Origin of the sequence: Sphingomonas sp. CFBP 13728 (genome assembly GCF_014841895.1) — a bacterium.
Taxonomy (GTDB): Bacteria; Pseudomonadota; Alphaproteobacteria; order Sphingomonadales; family Sphingomonadaceae; genus Sphingomonas.
On sequence record NZ_JACYUS010000001.1, the window covers coordinates 881,318 to 897,131 of the forward strand.

General features: G+C 66.7%; 13 protein-coding genes and 2 tRNA genes. 8 read left to right on the plus strand and 7 right to left on the minus strand.

Annotated features, from left to right (window positions below):
• Window positions 1-2: 2 nt before the first annotated feature.
• Window positions 3-1,889 carry a histidine kinase dimerization/phospho-acceptor domain-containing protein gene (locus tag IFT67_RS03805; RefSeq protein ID WP_342450551.1) on the minus strand — a complete coding sequence of 629 codons (1,887 nt, stop codon included), beginning with the start codon at window positions 1,887-1,889 and terminating at the stop codon, window positions 3-5.
• Window positions 1,890-2,085: 196 nt separating this feature from the next.
• On the opposite strand from IFT67_RS03805, the gene IFT67_RS03810 reads away from it, so the two are divergent.
• Complete coding sequence (locus IFT67_RS03810; RefSeq protein ID WP_055880606.1) at window positions 2,086-2,553, plus strand: Lrp/AsnC family transcriptional regulator; 468 nt, start codon at window positions 2,086-2,088, stop codon at window positions 2,551-2,553.
• A 210-nt stretch (window positions 2,554-2,763) separates the two neighbouring features.
• Here the strand turns inward: IFT67_RS03810 and IFT67_RS03815 are convergent, their stop codons facing one another.
• On the minus strand, window positions 2,764-4,056 hold the full coding sequence (locus IFT67_RS03815; protein ID WP_107961829.1) for a tetratricopeptide repeat protein: 1,293 nt from the start codon (window positions 4,054-4,056) through the stop codon (window positions 2,764-2,766).
• A 161-nt stretch (window positions 4,057-4,217) separates the two neighbouring features.
• On the opposite strand from IFT67_RS03815, the gene yaaA reads away from it, so the two are divergent.
• The 5 genes from yaaA to IFT67_RS03840 all read left to right on the plus strand — a co-directional run bounded on the left by yaaA (window position 4,218) and on the right by IFT67_RS03840 (window position 9,375).
• Complete coding sequence (gene yaaA / locus IFT67_RS03820) at window positions 4,218-4,967, plus strand: peroxide stress protein YaaA (protein ID WP_192145091.1); 750 nt, start codon at window positions 4,218-4,220, stop codon at window positions 4,965-4,967.
• Window positions 4,964-5,650, plus strand: coding sequence for an SDR family NAD(P)-dependent oxidoreductase (locus IFT67_RS03825; protein WP_192145092.1), 687 nt, complete (start codon window positions 4,964-4,966; stop codon window positions 5,648-5,650). Before yaaA ends, IFT67_RS03825 begins: the two co-directional genes overlap by 4 nt.
• Window positions 5,651-5,861: 211 nt before the next feature.
• The gene (locus IFT67_RS03830; protein WP_192145093.1) at window positions 5,862-6,149 is read left to right on the plus strand and encodes a hypothetical protein; all 288 of its coding nucleotides are present in this window, start codon (window positions 5,862-5,864) and stop codon (window positions 6,147-6,149) included.
• A gap of 113 nt (window positions 6,150-6,262) precedes the next feature.
• Complete coding sequence (gene gyrA, locus IFT67_RS03835; protein WP_192145094.1) at window positions 6,263-9,028, plus strand: DNA gyrase subunit A; 2,766 nt, start codon at window positions 6,263-6,265, stop codon at window positions 9,026-9,028.
• Window positions 9,025-9,375: a DUF952 domain-containing protein gene (locus IFT67_RS03840; protein WP_192145095.1), complete on the plus strand. Its 351-nt coding sequence runs from the start codon at window positions 9,025-9,027 to the stop codon at window positions 9,373-9,375. The genes gyrA and IFT67_RS03840 overlap by 4 nt, the downstream gene beginning before the upstream one ends.
• A 327-nt stretch (window positions 9,376-9,702) precedes the next feature.
• Here IFT67_RS03840 and IFT67_RS03845 read toward each other — a convergent pair whose 3' ends face one another.
• Complete coding sequence (locus tag IFT67_RS03845) at window positions 9,703-10,650, minus strand: alpha/beta fold hydrolase (RefSeq protein ID WP_192145096.1); 948 nt, start codon at window positions 10,648-10,650, stop codon at window positions 9,703-9,705.
• Between the two features lie 117 nt (window positions 10,651-10,767).
• Between IFT67_RS03845 and IFT67_RS03850 the strand changes: the two genes are divergently transcribed.
• Window positions 10,768-11,697 carry an alpha/beta hydrolase fold domain-containing protein gene (locus tag IFT67_RS03850; protein WP_192145097.1) on the plus strand — a complete coding sequence of 310 codons (930 nt, stop codon included), beginning with the start codon at window positions 10,768-10,770 and terminating at the stop codon, window positions 11,695-11,697.
• Window positions 11,698-11,706: 9 nt separating this feature from the next.
• On the opposite strand, the gene IFT67_RS03855 is transcribed toward IFT67_RS03850, so the two are convergent.
• Window positions 11,707-11,783, minus strand: a tRNA-Arg gene (locus tag IFT67_RS03855).
• 50 nt (window positions 11,784-11,833) lie between these two features.
• Window positions 11,834-11,910: transfer RNA gene (locus IFT67_RS03860), tRNA-Arg, on the minus strand.
• 94 nt (window positions 11,911-12,004) lie between these two features.
• On the opposite strand from IFT67_RS03860, the gene IFT67_RS03865 reads away from it, so the two are divergent.
• Window positions 12,005-12,514: a hypothetical protein gene (locus IFT67_RS03865; protein ID WP_192145098.1), complete on the plus strand. Its 510-nt coding sequence runs from the start codon at window positions 12,005-12,007 to the stop codon at window positions 12,512-12,514.
• A 41-nt stretch (window positions 12,515-12,555) separates the two neighbouring features.
• Here IFT67_RS03865 and IFT67_RS03870 read toward each other — a convergent pair whose 3' ends face one another.
• Window positions 12,556-14,796 carry a spermidine synthase gene (locus tag IFT67_RS03870; RefSeq protein WP_244647151.1) on the minus strand — a complete coding sequence of 747 codons (2,241 nt, stop codon included), beginning with the start codon at window positions 14,794-14,796 and terminating at the stop codon, window positions 12,556-12,558.
• Window positions 14,789-15,781, minus strand: a complete 993-nt coding sequence (gene hemB, locus IFT67_RS03875) for a porphobilinogen synthase (RefSeq protein ID WP_192145099.1) — start codon at window positions 15,779-15,781, stop codon at window positions 14,789-14,791. Before hemB ends, IFT67_RS03870 begins: the two co-directional genes overlap by 8 nt.
• Between the last annotated feature and the right edge of the window lie 33 nt (window positions 15,782-15,814).

The following is a 15,814-nucleotide window of genomic DNA, read 5'->3' on the forward strand; positions in this document are numbered from 1 at the left end:
GATCACCGCTGTTCGTCGGCGGTCCGCTCCACCGCGCGGGCATGCGCCGCGGGAAGCTGAAGCGTGAGGCGATCCGAGCCGATCGTCAGCGCCCCGCCCAACTCGACCGCGAGGTTCTGCGCGAGACGAAGCGCGAAGCCGGTACCGAGCAGGGGTGCACCATCGCCGTCGCCGCCCTGCTCGGCATCGATGCTGAGGAGGACGTCGGTAGCGTGCGCGGCCAGCGCTGCGGGGCGGTCGAATTCGATCGTCACGGTATCCGCGACCGGCCGGACCACCAGGCCGAGCCGTTCGCCCTGCCGGCCCGCCGATACGAGCGCGGCGAGCAGGCGACCGATCAACCGTTCGACCGCGCGGTCATCGCCGAGCACATCGCAGTCGCCCGCCGGCATCGCGAGCGCGAGACTTGCACCACGCAAGGTGGCGAGCGGTTGCAGGTCCAGCATAACGCGGTCCAGCATCGGGCGGACCGATACCGTCGTCGGCCGCAGATCGAGCGCATGGCCTTCGATCCGCGCGGCAGTGTCGAGATCGTCGATCGCGGCGAGCAGATCGCCCGCCTGCGTGCGGATCGTGGTCGCCCGGTCGCGATAGGTCGGCGAGACGGGGCCGAGCAACTGCGTCTCGATCAACTCGGCAAACCCGGCGATCGCATTGGTCGGCGTGCGCAGTTCGTGGACAAGCTGGCGCAGCGAATCGGATATCGGCGAGGTAGCCGCACGCGCCGGTTCCGCGGTCTCGTCGCGACGCGGGCGGCGTCCGGTGCCGCGAAAGCCGGTAAAGCGCCCCGAATCATGATCGAACGCCGGCACCCCGGATACGCGCCACGATCCGAACGCGTCGGACAAGCCGCCAACCTCGAGCCGGGCATCGCCGAACCGCGACCGGCGCCGGAACGCGCCCGCGGCAACGCCGTCGAGCTGCGCCTCGCCCTGCTTGGCCGCATGCGCGAGCGACACGCCGATCAGCGCGGACCGCGCGACGCCGTCGACCATGCGGATGACCCCGCGCGCATCGGTCTCGTACCGGAAGCTCTCGATCTCGGTGGGCACCGCGGCCGGCATCGCATCGTCGACCGTGCGGTCGCGGTTGAACGCCTCGATCCGCGCGACGAGGTCGGAGATCTCGAACCGGTCGGCCGGGGCGGCGTTTACCGGCGCAGCAGCCGGCGGTTCGGCCTCCGCCAGCTTGGCATGGCGCAGCGCCTCCGCCACGAACGGCAGGCCACGCGCGACGACGCCCAGTGCCATGAACGGCGTCTCGCTCAGCGGTGCACTGGGCGGGACAGTGGCGGACGCGACCGGTTCGGCGGCAACCGTCTCGACGATAGCGGGCTCGGGAGCGGCATCGGCAGCCAGCATCTCAGCGACGACACGCTCGCCGGCGGAAGGCTCGAGCACCTCGTCCGCGATCGTCATATCGACGACAGGTTCCGACGATACCGCGCCCTCGTCGACGTCGGGATTGGGCAGGACGAAGTCGGTCGAGCCGAAGCTCTGCAAACCGCGCTGAACGCCAGCGGACAGATCACGGCGGTGACGCAGGACCGACCGGCTTGCCGGGGTCAGCCGCGGGAGAAGCGCAAGCCATTCGTCGGTCGCCAGCGTGGCCGTCCGCAACACCGGCGCGGCGATCGCCAGAACGTCCTCGGCGAAGAAACCGACCAGTCGCGCATCGGGTTTGGCGAAGGCGAGCGCCCGGGCACTCGCGGCACGAACGTCGACCGGCACAGCCTGCCGCAGCAACCGCAACCGCGCGATCGCGGGCTCGTCGACCACGGCCCGGCCGCGTCCCATCAGGTCGACCAACTGCCGCCATGCCGATTGCGCACCGAAACCGGTGGCCATGTCGGCGGCAAGGATCGTCTTCAGGCTATCGTCGAACCTCACATCGTTCCCCGGCTTCAGCGGGCCTAGCACGCTCTCCGTACCGATTCCTTAACGCGCGCGGCGGTGCGAAGGAACAACCCATTTTGGTAGGCACCCTCTTCGTCGCATTGTGGGACAATTGCGTTTCGCCGCAACAATCTTATCGCTATGAAGAATGAATCGCTTGGTTTGCGATGCCCATCAGGAGTTGCGTGAAATGAGTTTTGACCGGATCGATCGGCAGATCCTGTCGCTGTTGCAGGCCGACGGTCGGATGACCAATGTCGACCTGGCCGACCAGGTGGGCCTTACCGCACCGCCCTGCCTCCGCCGCGTGCGCGCGCTTGAGGAAGCAGGTGCGATCCGTGGCTATCATGCGGATCTCGACGCGAGCCGGCTGGGCTTCCCGATCACGGTGTTCGCGATGGTGTCGCTGCGCAGCCAGGCCGAGCACGACCTCGCCGCGTTCGAGCATCATATTGCAGACATTCCGGAAATTCGGGAATGCCACATGCTCAACGGCGAGATCGACTTCATCCTGAAGATCGTCGCAGCGGACCTGAAGAGCTTCCAGGAGATCCTGACGACCCACCTGACGCCTGCACCGAACGTGGCGAGCGTGAAGACGTCGCTGACGATCCGGACGGCCAAGGCGTTGTCGGGAATACCGGTGGTGGTGGACTGACATCAGCCCCTCGATCCTCCTCCGCCAGGGGGAGGTTGAAGGCACTCGCCTGACGAAAGAGGCCGTAAGCAACGAACGACGTTGCGTGTCCTCCCCTCCGTCACCTTCGGCGCCACCTCCCCCTTGCGGGTGAGGATCAGAAGCAAAGCCCCATAAACGAAACGGGGCGGCATCGCTGCCGCCCCGTTCCTCAAGTCCAGGCTTAGCCGTTTATGCAGCCGGTGCGGCAGCCCAGGTCGTCCAAAGACCGGCAACGTCCGACTTCGGTGCAGCCTTCACCGCCGAGAACGCGGTCGCAGCGCCGGCCTTGTCGCCCGAGCGTGCCAGCGCGATGCCGAGATGCAGGTTGACGTCGTCGGCGTCGACACCGCCCTTGGTCAGCGCCAGGCGGTACAGCTCGATCGCCTTGGCGTAGTTGTTCTGGCCAAGATACGCATCGGCCGTACCCGCGGCGAGCTTGCCGTTGGCAGCCGTCGTCGCACGCTTTTCAAGACCTGCGAGCGGACCGTCGGCGGCGATGTTCTTCGTCGCGTCGGCCAGCAGGCCCTTAGCCATCGTGTTCGACGCCGGGATCTTGCCCTGCGCCATGCCTTCCTTGATCACAGCCTGCGCTTCGCTCGGCAGGCCGCGACGGTTCACGCTATCGGCATATTGCAGATAGTCGGTCTGGTCGGCGAGCGAGTTGGTCGCACGCATCAGGCGGAAGATGTCGATCTTCTGCGTCTCGTCGAGCGTGATCAGCGCGTTCTGCTGGATGCCCGAGAGCACCAGCGTGTCACGCCAGTTCTTGGCCGACGGATACGCGGTGACCCACTTCTTCAGCCATGCCATCGTGTCGGCGTTGCGCTTTGCGGCGTACGATTTGGCGACAGCGTACCGGTAATATTCTTCCGGCGCCTTCTGACCCGCTGCGGTCATCTGTGCGATCGCGGCTTCGAGATCCGCGGTGCCACCGGCGACGTCGCCGCTATCCATCTTGGCCTTGACGATCTGCAGGCCGAGGTTCGGATCGGTGTAGCCAAGCTCCTTGGCCTTCGCGAAATACTGCAGCGCGACCGGATACTGCTTGCCGTTGAACGCGAGTGCGCCGCGGCGATACGCATAGCGACCACGATCGGCAGCAGGCGTCGCCGCATTCGCGATCAGCGCGTCGAGCGGCTTGGCGAGCGTGGTCTCGTTGACCGGCGCGTTCGGGTTCGCGGTCTGCGCGGCGACGATCTTCTCGGTTTCCAGCTGATAGCGGAGGGCGGCGCCAATATACTTCTCGTAATCGGTCTTGGCGGCGACATCGATCTGGTCGATCGCGGTCTGCGCGCCGGCATAATCCTTGGCGGCCAGCGCGGTCTGCGCGGCGATGCCGGGCTTCTGGACTTCGGGGCTCAGCTTCATCGCTGGCGCCGCATCGGCCTTCTTGTCCTTGGCGAAGGCGGGCGTGGTGAGCGCCATGCTGCTTACGCCAGTGGCGAATGCCGCAACCAGTGCAAGCTTGGAAATGGTCTTCATGCGGAAACTCTCCCTCTGCGTCGGCCCTACCGTGGTGGCGCGCGCCGACGCTATATGGTCCGCCGTGCATACGTTCAAGCAAGCGGCTTGTATCCCCGCGCATGGAATTTACCCCGTGAACCGCGATTGAACGAGATGACGGTGGGCGGTAGATCGCGACGATGATCGCTGTCCTATCGCCCGCCAAGACGCTCGATTACGAGAGCGCGCTGCCCAATCTCGAGCCCACCACGCCACGGTTCGCCGACGAGGCGAAGACGCTAGCGCATGCCGCTGCGCACCTGACGCAGAAGAAGCTGTCCGAGCTGATGCATATCTCGCCCGCGCTGGCGAAGCTGAACGCGGACCGGTACCGCGATTTCGACACGCTGCCCGAGCGGCCGGCGATGTTCGCGTTTGCCGGCGACGTCTATACCGGGCTGGAGGCGAAGACGCTCGACGACGCGGCGGTGGATTACGCGCAGGATCACGTGCGGATGTTGTCGGGACTCTACGGTCTGTTGCGACCGCTCGACCTGATGCGCCCCTACCGGCTGGAGATGGGCACGCGCTGGGCGCCGCGGAAGACGAAGCTGACCGACTGGTGGGGCGACCGCATCGCCAAGCTGCTCGCGGACGATGTCGAGGCGGAGGGATCGGGGACGATCCTCAACCTCGCGAGCCAGGAATATTGGGCGGCAGCAGACGGCAAGCTGCCCAAATCGATCCGCGTCGTCGCGATCGATTTCCGCGAGGGCGAGGCGCAGAAGTTCGTCAGCTTCCACGCGAAGAAGGCCCGCGGGATGGTCGCGCGGTGGCTGGTCGAGCACCGCGTCGACGACATCGAGGGGATCAAGGGCTTCGACAGCGACGGCTATGCCTATGACGCGGCGGGCAGCAGCGACGCGCAGTTCCGGTTCGTCCGCAAGTGAGCAGCGCGGTCGTCATCGGTGTGTCGGGTGGCATCGGCAAGGCGCTGGAGGAGGCGCTGATCGAGGAAGGGGCGTTCGACAAGGTCTACGGGTTCGCGCGGTCGGAGAGCGGCGATCGGCATCTCGATCTGGAGGACGAGGCTAGCATTGCGGCGGCGGCTTCGCGGGTCGGCTCGCCGACGCTGGTGATCGTCGCGACGGGCTTGCTCCACGACGGCGACAAGGGCCCCGAAAAGGCGATGCGCGAGCTCGATCCGGTGTGGATGGCGCGCAACTTCGCGATCAACGCGATCGGGCCGGCGCTCGTGGCCAAGCACTTCCTGCCGACGATGCCGAAGGCGGGGCGGATCGTGTTTGCTGTATTGTCTGCTCGCGTGGGCAGCATCGGCGATAACAAGCTCGGTGGCTGGTACGGGTATCGTGCCTCGAAGGCGGCGCTGAACCAGTTGGTGAAGACGATCTCGATCGAGGACAAGCGGCGGAACTCCAGCGGGATCGTCGTCGGCCTGCATCCCGGCACTGTCGACACCGGTTTGTCGAAGCCGTTCCAGGGCAACGTGACGCCCGGCAACCTGTTCAAGCCTGACCGCGCGGCGGTGCAGTTGCTCGACGTCATCGACGGCCTGCGCGCGCCCGACAGCGGCAAACTGTTTGCGTGGGATGGCGTCGAGGTCACGCCTTAGTCGCTGTTCTCCTGCGCACGCAGGAGCCCAGGATACCAAACGCTACCGCCCGTAACCCTGGACTCCTGCGTGCGCAGGAGAACCGAGCTTGCAACGCACGCCGCCGCCCCCGCGCATGACGCCGATTTCACCTCGCTGCCACACTCCGTTCAGGTCCCCCGGCGCAGTCTCTTCGCATCGTCCACCAAGGCCGAAACGAGAGGATACCCGCATGAAGAAGTCCCTCCCCCTCGCGATCCTCGCCGGCGCTACACTGCTGTCCGGCACCGCAGCCGTCGCCGCGACGCAGGCGCAGACCAGCGTCAAGCCGAAGACCGTCGCGACGCACACCACCACCACCAAGACCACCACACCAATGGGCAACACCAAGGTCGCCAAGCGCACGACCACCGTCGCCAAGGGCCGCATGGTCACCGCCAAGCTCGCGAACGGCAAGTCCGTCACCTACAATTGCTCGCTCGCCGGCAACAAGACCAAGACCGCGTGCAAATACCCGTAATTAACGATGAAACCCTTCTCCCTCGCGTGCGTACGCGTGCGCGGGGGTAGTAAGGTGCCCCCCCCTCGGCTAAGGTGTGTCATCATACCGCAACAAGCCGAAAGCGTTCAGATTTGACCGACGAGACCATACTCGCCGAACCCCAGGGCGGCGAGCCCGCCGGCATCGCCACGATCTCGATCGTCGACGAGATGAAGTCGAGCTATCTCGACTATGCGATGAGCGTCATCGTCGCGCGCGCGCTGCCCGACGTCCGCGACGGCCTGAAGCCCGTCCATCGCCGCATCCTGTACGGCGCACACGAAAGCGGCTTCGTCGCCGGCAAGCCGTACCGCAAGTCCGCGCGCATCGTCGGTGACGTGATGGGTAAATACCATCCGCACGGCGACAGCTCGATCTACGACGCGTTGGCCCGCATGACTCAGGACTGGTCGATGCGCGTGCCGCTGATCGACGGCCAGGGCAACTTCGGCTCGATGGATCCCGATCCACCCGCGGCGATGCGCTACACCGAGGCCCGCCTCGGCAAGGTCGCGAACGCGCTGCTCGGCGATCTCGACAAGGATACGGTCGACTTCACCCCCAACTATGACGGTTCGGAGCGCGAGCCTTCGGTGCTGCCGGCACGCTTCCCCAACCTGCTGGTCAACGGCGCGGGCGGCATTGCGGTCGGCATGGCGACTAACATCCCGCCGCACAATCTCGGCGAAGTCATCGCCGCGTGCCTCGCGTACATGGACAATGGCGCGATCACGACCGAGGAACTGTTCGAGATCGTCCCCGGCCCCGACTTCCCGACCGGCGCGATCATCCTCGGCCGCGCGGGCGCCAAGTCGGCGTACGAGACCGGCCGAGGCTCGATCATCGTCCGCTCGCGGCACATCGTCGAGGAGGGCAAGGGCGACCGTCGCTCGATCGTGCTCACCGAAATCCCGTTCCAGACCGGCAAGAACGGCCTGGTCGAGAAGATCGCCGAAGCCGCCAAGGACAAGCGGATCGAAGGCGTCAGCGACATCCGCGACGAATCGAGCCGCATGGGCGTCCGCATCGTCATCGACCTGAAGCGCGATGCGACCGTCGACGTGGTGCTCAACCAGCTCTGGCGGCACACGCCCGCACAGTCGAGCTTCCCTGCCAACATGCTGGCGATCCGCGGCGGCCGTCCCGAACTGCTGAACCTGCGCGACATCATCGGCGCGTTCATCACCTTCCGCGAGCAGGTCATCACCCGCCGCTCGAAGTTCGAACTCGCCAAGGCCCGCGAGCGCGCGCATCTGTTGCTCGGCCTCGTCATCGCGGTCACCAACCTCGACGAAGTCGTCAAGATCATCCGCGGCTCGTCGAGCCCGGCCGAAGCACGCGGCAAGCTGCTCGCGCGCGAATGGCCGGTCGAGGAGATCGCGCCGTACATCGCGCTGGTCGAGGCGGTCGAGGACAAGCAGGCCGACGGCATCTACAAGCTGTCCGAGCCGCAGGTTCGCGCGATCCTCGATCTTCGCCTGCACCGCCTGACATTGCTCGGCCGCGACGAGATCGGCGACGAGCTGAAGGCGCTGGCCGCGACGATTGACGAGCTGCTCCACATCCTCGGCGACCGTGCGAAGCTGTACGAAGTCATGCGCGGCGAGCTGATCGCGATCCGCGACGAATTCGCCACCCCGCGCCGCTCCGAGATCGCCGCCGCCGCCAACGGCATCGACGACGAGGATTTGATCGAGCGCGAGGACATGGTCGTCACCGTGACCATGCAGGGCTATATCAAGCGCACCAGCCTCGACACGTTCCGCGCACAGGCGCGTGGCGGCAAGGGTCGCGCGGGCATGTCGACGAAGGACGAGGACGTCGTCACCGAGCTGTTCGTCACCTCGACGCACACCCCGGTGCTGTTCTTCTCGAACCTCGGCAAGGTGTACCGCTACAAGGTCTGGCGCCTGCCCGAGGGTGGCCCCGCCACGCGTGGCCGGCCGATGATCAACCTGCTGCCGCTGGCGCCCGGCGAGACGATCTCGACCGTCCTCCCGCTGCCGGAGGACCTGAGCGAATGGAGCCGCCTGCACGTGATGTTCGCGACGCAGCGCGGCCTCGTGCGCCGCAACGCGATGGACGCGTTCACCAACGTGCCGTCGAACGGCAAGATCGCGATGCGCTTCGAAGAGGGCTCCGAGGACAAGCTGATCGGCGTCGCGCTGCTCAGCGAGCATGACGACGTGCTGCTCGCCACCAAGCTCGGCAAGGCGATCCGCTTCGCCGGCGACGACGTCCGCGAGTTCCAGAGCCGGACGTCGACCGGCGTGCGCGGTGTCACGCTGAAGGGCGACGACGAGGTGATCTCGCTGTCGGTCCTGCACCGGGTCGGCGCGACCCCCGAGGAGCGCGAGACGTACCTCAAGTTCGCACCGTGGAAGGGCGAGCGCGAGGGCGATCACGGCATGGGCGCCGACCGCTACAACGACCTCAAGGACCGCGAGCAGTTCATCCTGACGGTCTGCGAGAACGGCTATGGCAAGCTGTCGAGCGCCTATGACTATCGCCGCACGGGTCGCGGCGGCCAGGGCATCACGAACATCGACAACATCGCGCGCAACGGGCCCGTCGTAGCGAGCTTCGCCGCCGCGAAGGGCCATCAGTTGATGCTGGTGACCAACCAGGCGAAACTGATCCGCACGACGCTAGCGTCGCTCCGCGTCATCAGCCGCAACTCGGCCGGCGTGAAGCTGTTCGACGTGGCGAAGGGCGAGCACGTCGTCTCGGCCGCACGGATCGAGGAAACCGAGGAAGACGCCGAGATCAACCTGGCGGACGCCGTGCCGGAGGTCGCTCCGGATACCGGCGCGACGATCGGCGAGGACGACGCAGCGGGCCCGGAGGACGGCGAATGAGCCGCGATCCGATCGCGTACAAGGTGCTGACCGGGGAGCAGTTGGCGACGCTGGAAAGCGGGAGCTTTGCGGGTGCGCCAGTGGATGTGGCTGACGGCTATATCCACCTGTCGACGGCAGAGCAGCTGACGGAGACGGTGGACAAGCACTTCGCCGGTCAGTCGGACCTGCACGTGGCGGCGATCGATCTCGAAGCGCTCGGCGACGACGTGAAGTGGGAAGAGTCGCGTGGCGGGCAGCAGTTCCCACACATCTATGGCGGGCCGCTGCTGCTCGAGGTCGTACTGTCCTACGGCCCCCTGGAACGTGACGAAGCCGGCCAGGTGAAGCTCCCCGTCGCGGGCTGACCGGTACTCAAACGCAAGCTTGTTCTCCCACGAAGGCGGGAGCCCAGTCTGGGCTCCCGCCTTCGTGGGAGAACAAGGAGCGGGAGATGGCGCTCGATTATGGCGTAGCGCTGCGAGTTACCGGTGCGGTATCAGCGGGGACGGTGGTATTTTGCTCCACCGCCGACCCCTCAGTTGCTCGCGCCGTACTCCACCAAGGCACCACCCCGGCGAAGGCCGGGGCCCAATTGGAAAGTTCGGCGTAACGGAGGGATACGCTTCGTTAGCTTGCTTCCCCAGTTGGGCCCCGGCCTTCGCCGGGGTGGAAAGTCTACGGGACGCCGCCCCTCACCCAGCCGCAAACGCAGCCCTTACAAACCGCGCACACGCCTCCGGCGCAGTAATTGGGATCATATGCCCGCCCTCGATCGTATCGATCTTGGCCCCCGGAATAACCGCAGCAGTCCGGTGACCATTCCAGGCCGGATCAAGAATCGCATCCTGCCGCCCAAACAATATCCGCACTGGCAAACCGATCTCCGCATACCGCCCGACCATAGCCGTCACATCGTCGTTCGCCCCAGCCAGATCCGCAGCCGCCGCCGCGATCGCGATCGGCCGCGCGGACAGCGCGCCGCCACCGCGCGTCACGAAATCCTCCGGCACAGCCTCAGGCGCAAACACGCCTTCCAGCGTCTTCTTCGCGGTCAACCGGCTGAGTGGCGTACCCAGCACCTGCGCGAACGCCAGACGCGCACCCGACGGAATACGTGCCAACCCGCGAAAACTCTCGGGCACCTGCTCCAGCGGCTGCGTCAGCGGCGCGATCAACGCCAGCGCGCGGACCAGATGCGGATGGTCGAGCCCGACCGCGAGGCTCAGCGCACCGCCCAACGAATGCCCGACCAGCAAAGGCCGATCGAGCCCGAGCTTCTGGATGAAGTCGGCGATGATCGCGCCCTGCCCGATGATCCCCGGCATAGCCCCGGTCGCGGTCGAATAGCCCGACCCCGGCCGATCGACGACGATCACGCGATACTCGTCCTTCAGCAGGTCGACGAGCGCGTAGCTGAAGTTGCGCAACTGCCCGGCGAGCCCGTGGACCATGACAATCGTCGGCCCGCTGCCGACATCGATATAATGCAGTCGAGCGCCCGCGACGTCGAGAAAACGCCCTTCCGCCGGCACCAGGTCCTCGGCAAGCCGCGCGACGCGGCTCGAATACAGCGACAGCCCGATCCCCGATACCGCCGCCAACAGCGCCCCGCCGATCAATCGCTTGCCCGTTCGCTTCATAGCCATCTCCTTGATATCTCTGTGCGCTGAACGCCCGGCTTTGTCCAAAGTCGCAGTTGCGCGCGCAGGGAACCCGTTACAGCCACCAAACGTCCGATCCGCGAAGGAGATGCGCCGGTGGATCCACAGGCTCGAACGATACTCGACACGATAAAGACACTCGCCCCAGACGCCGATCCGCACGCCGGGGACGCGCGGTGGCTGGCCGACTTCCGCTATCAGACGGCACTGCTGAAGACCTTCTCGGGTGATCCGGAGCCGGTCCACGCGATCACGCACATCCTGTTGCCGTCGGAGTCCGGCCCGCTCACTGTGCGGCTCTATCGCCCGAAGCCTGGCCCGTTGCCGCTCCTGCTGCACATCCACGGCGGCGGCGCGATCGCCGGGTCGATAGACGGCCACGACCCGGCGTTACGCGCGCTGGCGAACCGGACCGGCTGGCTGGTCGCCGCACCCGCTTACCGTCTGGCGCCCGAACGCCGCTTCCCCGCGCAACTCGACGACAGCTGGACGGCGTTGCAAGGCCTCGCCGCGCAAGCCGATGCGCTGGATATCGACCTGTCGCGCGTCGTCATCTCCGGAGACAGTATAGGCGGTACGCTCGCGACCGCGCTCGCCTCCCGCGCAGCGTCCGAAGGCGGACCAGTGCTACACGGCCAGATCCTGCTCTATCCGAACACCGACCTGCGCCGCGATGCCGCCTACCCCTCGCGAGCGAGCGAAGACGGCAACATCATCGACGCGAAGTCTCTAGAGCGACAGATCGACCTGTACCTCGCCTCGGACGCAGACCGCACCGACCCCCGCGCGTCGCCCATCCTGGCAGGCGACCTCGCCGCCCTGCCCCCGACGCTGCTGGTAACCTGCGAGAACGACCCGCTACGCGACGAAGGCGAAGCCTATGGCCAGCGCCTGCGCGACGCGGGCGTCACCGTCGACCACGACCGGTTCGACGGCATGATCCACGCGTTTCTACAAATGGGCGGCAGGCTGAACGCGACGAACAGGCTGCTCGATCGCATCGCCCGCTGGCTCGACGCCCGATGATAGGAAAAATGGTGCACCCAGAGCGATTCGAACGCCCGACCCTCAGATTCGTAGTCTGATGCTCTATCCAGCTGAGCTATGGGTGCATCGCCGTACCGTGACCGGTTCGACAAGCCCGCCGTGAAGCGGAAAATCCTGGTGCACCCAGAGCGATTCGAACGCCCGACCCTCAGATTCGTAGTCTGATGCTCTATCCAGCTGAGCTATGGGTGCACTGGAGGGGCGCTGATAGCAGGCATTTTCGGGGGCGCAAGAGCGTAGCGCGATAAAGTTGTGTCGCGCGACGCGGACGCATAGAGCGGCGGGCATGAAACTCGCCGCTTCGCTCCGCTCGCTGTCGCTACTCGCCCTGCTCGCGGCGTCCGCGTGCAGCAAGGATACCACCGCCTATCCGTCGCTCGGCCTGCGCCCGGTCGAGAAGCTCGGATTCGCCGAGCCCGAGGTAAAGTCCGCGGTGGCCGCACCCGATCCCGCGCTCGACGCGGATATCCGGACGATATCGGGCAAGCTCGATGCGATCGCCACCGGCTTCACGCGCGACGCAGCCAAGACCGAGGCCCTCGCACGGACCGCACGCGGCGGCGCCGTCGGCAGCGACGCGTGGCTCGCCGCCCAAACCGCACTTGCCGGGCTCGACGACTGGCGCGCGCAATCCTCTGCTCTGGTAACGGACATCGAGCAGCGCGCCACCGATCGCGCCGCCAAGCTGCAGGCCGACTATCCGGCGCTGGCCGCCATCCGCGACAAGGCACAGGCGGAGAACGATCGCCAAGGCGCCACGATCACGCGCATCCAGGCAAGCCTCCCCGCCGCTTGATCCGCTGCTGATCCTCGCCCGACAGGGGGAGGATCAGAACGCTAGAACCCCTTCAGCAACGGCAGGATCGTCGAATAATCGTCGGTCCACGCGGTGAAGCCCTTGCGCGGCACCAGCGGCGCCCATTCGGGATCACCCGACCGCAACTTGGCAATTGCACGCGGATCGCGCGACAACGCCACCCAGTCCGACGCAGACGCGCGATCGACCAGCAAGGTCGACGGGCGGTATTTCAGCTCGACCGCAGTCCATCCGCCCTCGCGCGCCGCCGCCGCGATCACCGGCTCGAGATCGATGAACCGGTTGGAGATATGCGCCAGCAACAGGCCGCGCGGTGACAGCACCCGGCCATAGGTCGCGAACGCCTCGCGCGTCATCAGGTGCATCGGCACCGAATCCGAAGAGAACGCATCGAGCGCGAGCAGGTCGAGGCTGTCGGGCGTATCATGCGCCAACGCGATCCGCGCATCGCCCATCCGGATCTCGGACTTGGGCAGGCACCGCGAAAGATAGGTGAACTGCCCGGTATCGCGTGCGATCCGCACCACAGCCGGGTCGATCTCGTAGAACCGCCAGTGCTGACCGGGCTTTGCGTAACAAGACAGTGTCCCCGTCCCCAGCCCGACGACACCTATCCGCGCCTGCGGGCCGTACAAGGCGGGCGCGGCTTGCATCGCCTGCCCGACGCCCGATCCTGCCGCGTAATAGGTCGTCGGCGTCCGTTCGCGCTCGGGCGAGCCGCGCAGCTGGATGCCGTGCACCGTCGTCCCGTGATCGAGCTCGCGAACGCCGCCATTCGGGCCCGGCGTGTTGCGTACGGTATAAACCCCGAAATAACTCCGCACGCGCGCGCCGGGATCGAGCGAGAACTCAAGCGACCGATATCCGCCGAACAGCACCAGCGCACCCGCCAGCACGACCATGTACGGCCGCCGCGCGCCGATCGCGACGAACCCGATGGCGGCTATCACGAGGAAATCGAGACCCTGCCGGCTCTCGCCGAACGCGCCGTCGGGATGGGTGATCCGCAAGCCGATCAGGACAACCAACGCGACGACGATCGCGAGCAGCGCGACATGCTTCGCCGGCCCCTTGCCCATCCACAGCGCGCGGAACCGACCGAACAGATACATCTGCGGCACCAGCGCGCCCGCTGCGAGGATCAGCAGCGGATACTCGTACGTCCAGTCGAACACCACGGGCGCCACCAGCGCAGCGAACACCCCGCCGAGCGCGCCACCCGCCGACATCGCGAGATAGAACCCGGTCAGACGATCAGGCGCCGGCCGCTTACGGTACAGCGTCGTGTGCAGCGCCACCGAGATCATGAACAGCAACACCAGCGCGATCCCCGCACTGAAGAACGGGCGCTCGTTGACCCCGCCCATGATGATGCCACCGAACAGCAGAATCGTGATCGGCGCGATCCGCGTGAGCAGGTCGGCGAGCCAGCGATCGTTCGCAAACGCCACACTGAAGCTCAGCAGGTACAGCCCGAGCGGGATCACCCACAGCAGCGGCATCGCGACGATATCGGTCGTGATGTACGTCGACGTCGCCAGCATCATCCCCGACGGCACGAGCGCGAGCGCGATCCAGTGCGCGATCCGCCTGGCACCCGGCGGCGCGCTGGTCGCCGCAACGTGATCGACCGCCGCGGTCTTCGGCAGGCGCGTGGCGCAGGCGAGCACCAGCACGATCAGCAGCAGATACCCGCCGCTCCACAAAAAGCTCTGGCCGTGCACCGCCATCAGCGGCTCGACCAGCAGCGGATACGCGATCAGCCCCGCGAAACTGCCGAGGTTCGACGCGGCATACAGCGCATACGGATCGCCGCCGCCACTCGCCGCACTGAACCAGCGCTGGATCAGCGGCGCCTGCGCGGAGACCGCAAAGAACAACGGCCCTATCGACAGCCCGAGCAGCCACGGCACCCACAAGGCTGGCAACGCGTCCGCCGGCAGGTCCATCGCGATCAACCCGATCGGCAACCACAGTGCCGCAACGATAAGCACGCCAAGATGGACTGCCGCCTGCGCACGCGGCCTGACCCGCCCGAGCCAATGCGCATACGCATAGCCCGCGAGCAGCAGCGCCTGGTACACCAGCATCGCCGAGTTCCACACCGCCGGCGCGCCACCCAGCCGCGGCAACGCCATCCGCGCCACCATCGGCTGGACGAGGAACAACAGGAACGACCCCGTCAGGATCGTCGCCACGAACATCGTTCTGCACCAGCGTGCCATCAGCGGCCTGTCGTCCGCGCCGACCGTGTCAGCCATTCAGCAATTTCGCCGCATGCGCCGCGTGGTACGTCAGCACGCCCGAGCAACCCGCGCGCTTGAACGACATCAGCGTCTCCAGCACCATCACGTCGCGCTCCGCCGCACCCGCCGCGACCGCGTGCTCGATCATCGCGTACTCGCCCGACACCTGGTACGCGAACACCGGCACCTCGAACGCCTGTCGCACGCGGACGATGATGTCGAGATACGGCAGGCCGGGCTTGACCATCACCGTGTCGGCGCCCTCCGCCAGGTCCATCGCGACCTCGCGCAGCGCTTCCTCTGCGTTGGCATTGTCCATCTGGTACGTCTTCTTGTCGCCCTTCAGCAGCCCACGCGAACCGACCGCATCGCGGAACGGGCCGTAGAACGCGCTCGCATATTTGGCCGCGTAGGACATGATCTGGACGTTGTGGTGCGACTCCGCCTCGAGCGCGCTGCGGATCATGCCAATCCGGCCGTCCATCATGTCCGACGGCGCGATGATGTCGGCACCCGCGTTCGCCTGGTTCAAGGCCTGCGCGACGAGCATCTCGGCGGTCGTGTCGTTGACGACATAGCCCGCCGCGTCGACCAGACCGTCATGACCGTGGCTCGTGTACGGATCGAGCGCGACGTCGGTCAGCACGCCGACCTCGGGCACGGCATCCTTCAGCGCGCGGATCGCCTGGCACATCAGATTGTCGGGGTTCAGCGCCTCGCGGCCATCCTCGGTCCGGCGCTCGACCTGCGTGTAGGGGAACAGCGCGATGCACGGGATGCCGAGGTCGCGCGCCTCGCGGCCACGCGCGACGATCCCGTCGACCGACCAGCGCGACACGCCCGGCAGGCTGGCGATCGGTTGCTCGACGCCCTCCCCTTCGGTGACGAACAGCGGCCAGATCAGGTCGGCGGGAGTCAGCACGGTCTCGGCATGGAGGCGGCGGCTCCAGGCAGAGGCGCGGGTGCGACGGAGGCGAAGCGCGGGATAGCTTGCGGTCATGCGCCGGGCTTTGCGGGATGCGCGGCGACGGAT

Bases quoted from the DNA above. Each gene is read 5' to 3' on its own strand.
- yaaA (WP_192145091.1), top strand. From the start codon at position 4,218: ATGATCGCTGTCCTATCGCCCGCCAAGACGCTCGATTACGAGAGCGCG.
- IFT67_RS03830 (WP_192145093.1), top strand. From the start codon at position 5,862: ATGAAGAAGTCCCTCCCCCTCGCGATCCTCGCCGGCGCTACACTGCTG.
- IFT67_RS03840 (WP_192145095.1), top strand. From the start codon at position 9,025: ATGAGCCGCGATCCGATCGCGTACAAGGTGCTGACCGGGGAGCAGTTG.
- IFT67_RS03810 (WP_055880606.1), top strand. From the start codon at position 2,086: ATGAGTTTTGACCGGATCGATCGGCAGATCCTGTCGCTGTTGCAGGCC.
- IFT67_RS03815 (WP_107961829.1), bottom strand. From the start codon at position 4,056: ATGAAGACCATTTCCAAGCTTGCACTGGTTGCGGCATTCGCCACTGGC.
- IFT67_RS03865 (WP_192145098.1), top strand. From the start codon at position 12,005: ATGAAACTCGCCGCTTCGCTCCGCTCGCTGTCGCTACTCGCCCTGCTC.
- IFT67_RS03845 (WP_192145096.1), bottom strand. From the start codon at position 10,650: ATGAAGCGAACGGGCAAGCGATTGATCGGCGGGGCGCTGTTGGCGGCG.
- IFT67_RS03870 (WP_244647151.1), bottom strand. From the start codon at position 14,796: ATGGCTGACACGGTCGGCGCGGACGACAGGCCGCTGATGGCACGCTGG.
- hemB (WP_192145099.1), bottom strand. From the start codon at position 15,781: ATGACCGCAAGCTATCCCGCGCTTCGCCTCCGTCGCACCCGCGCCTCT.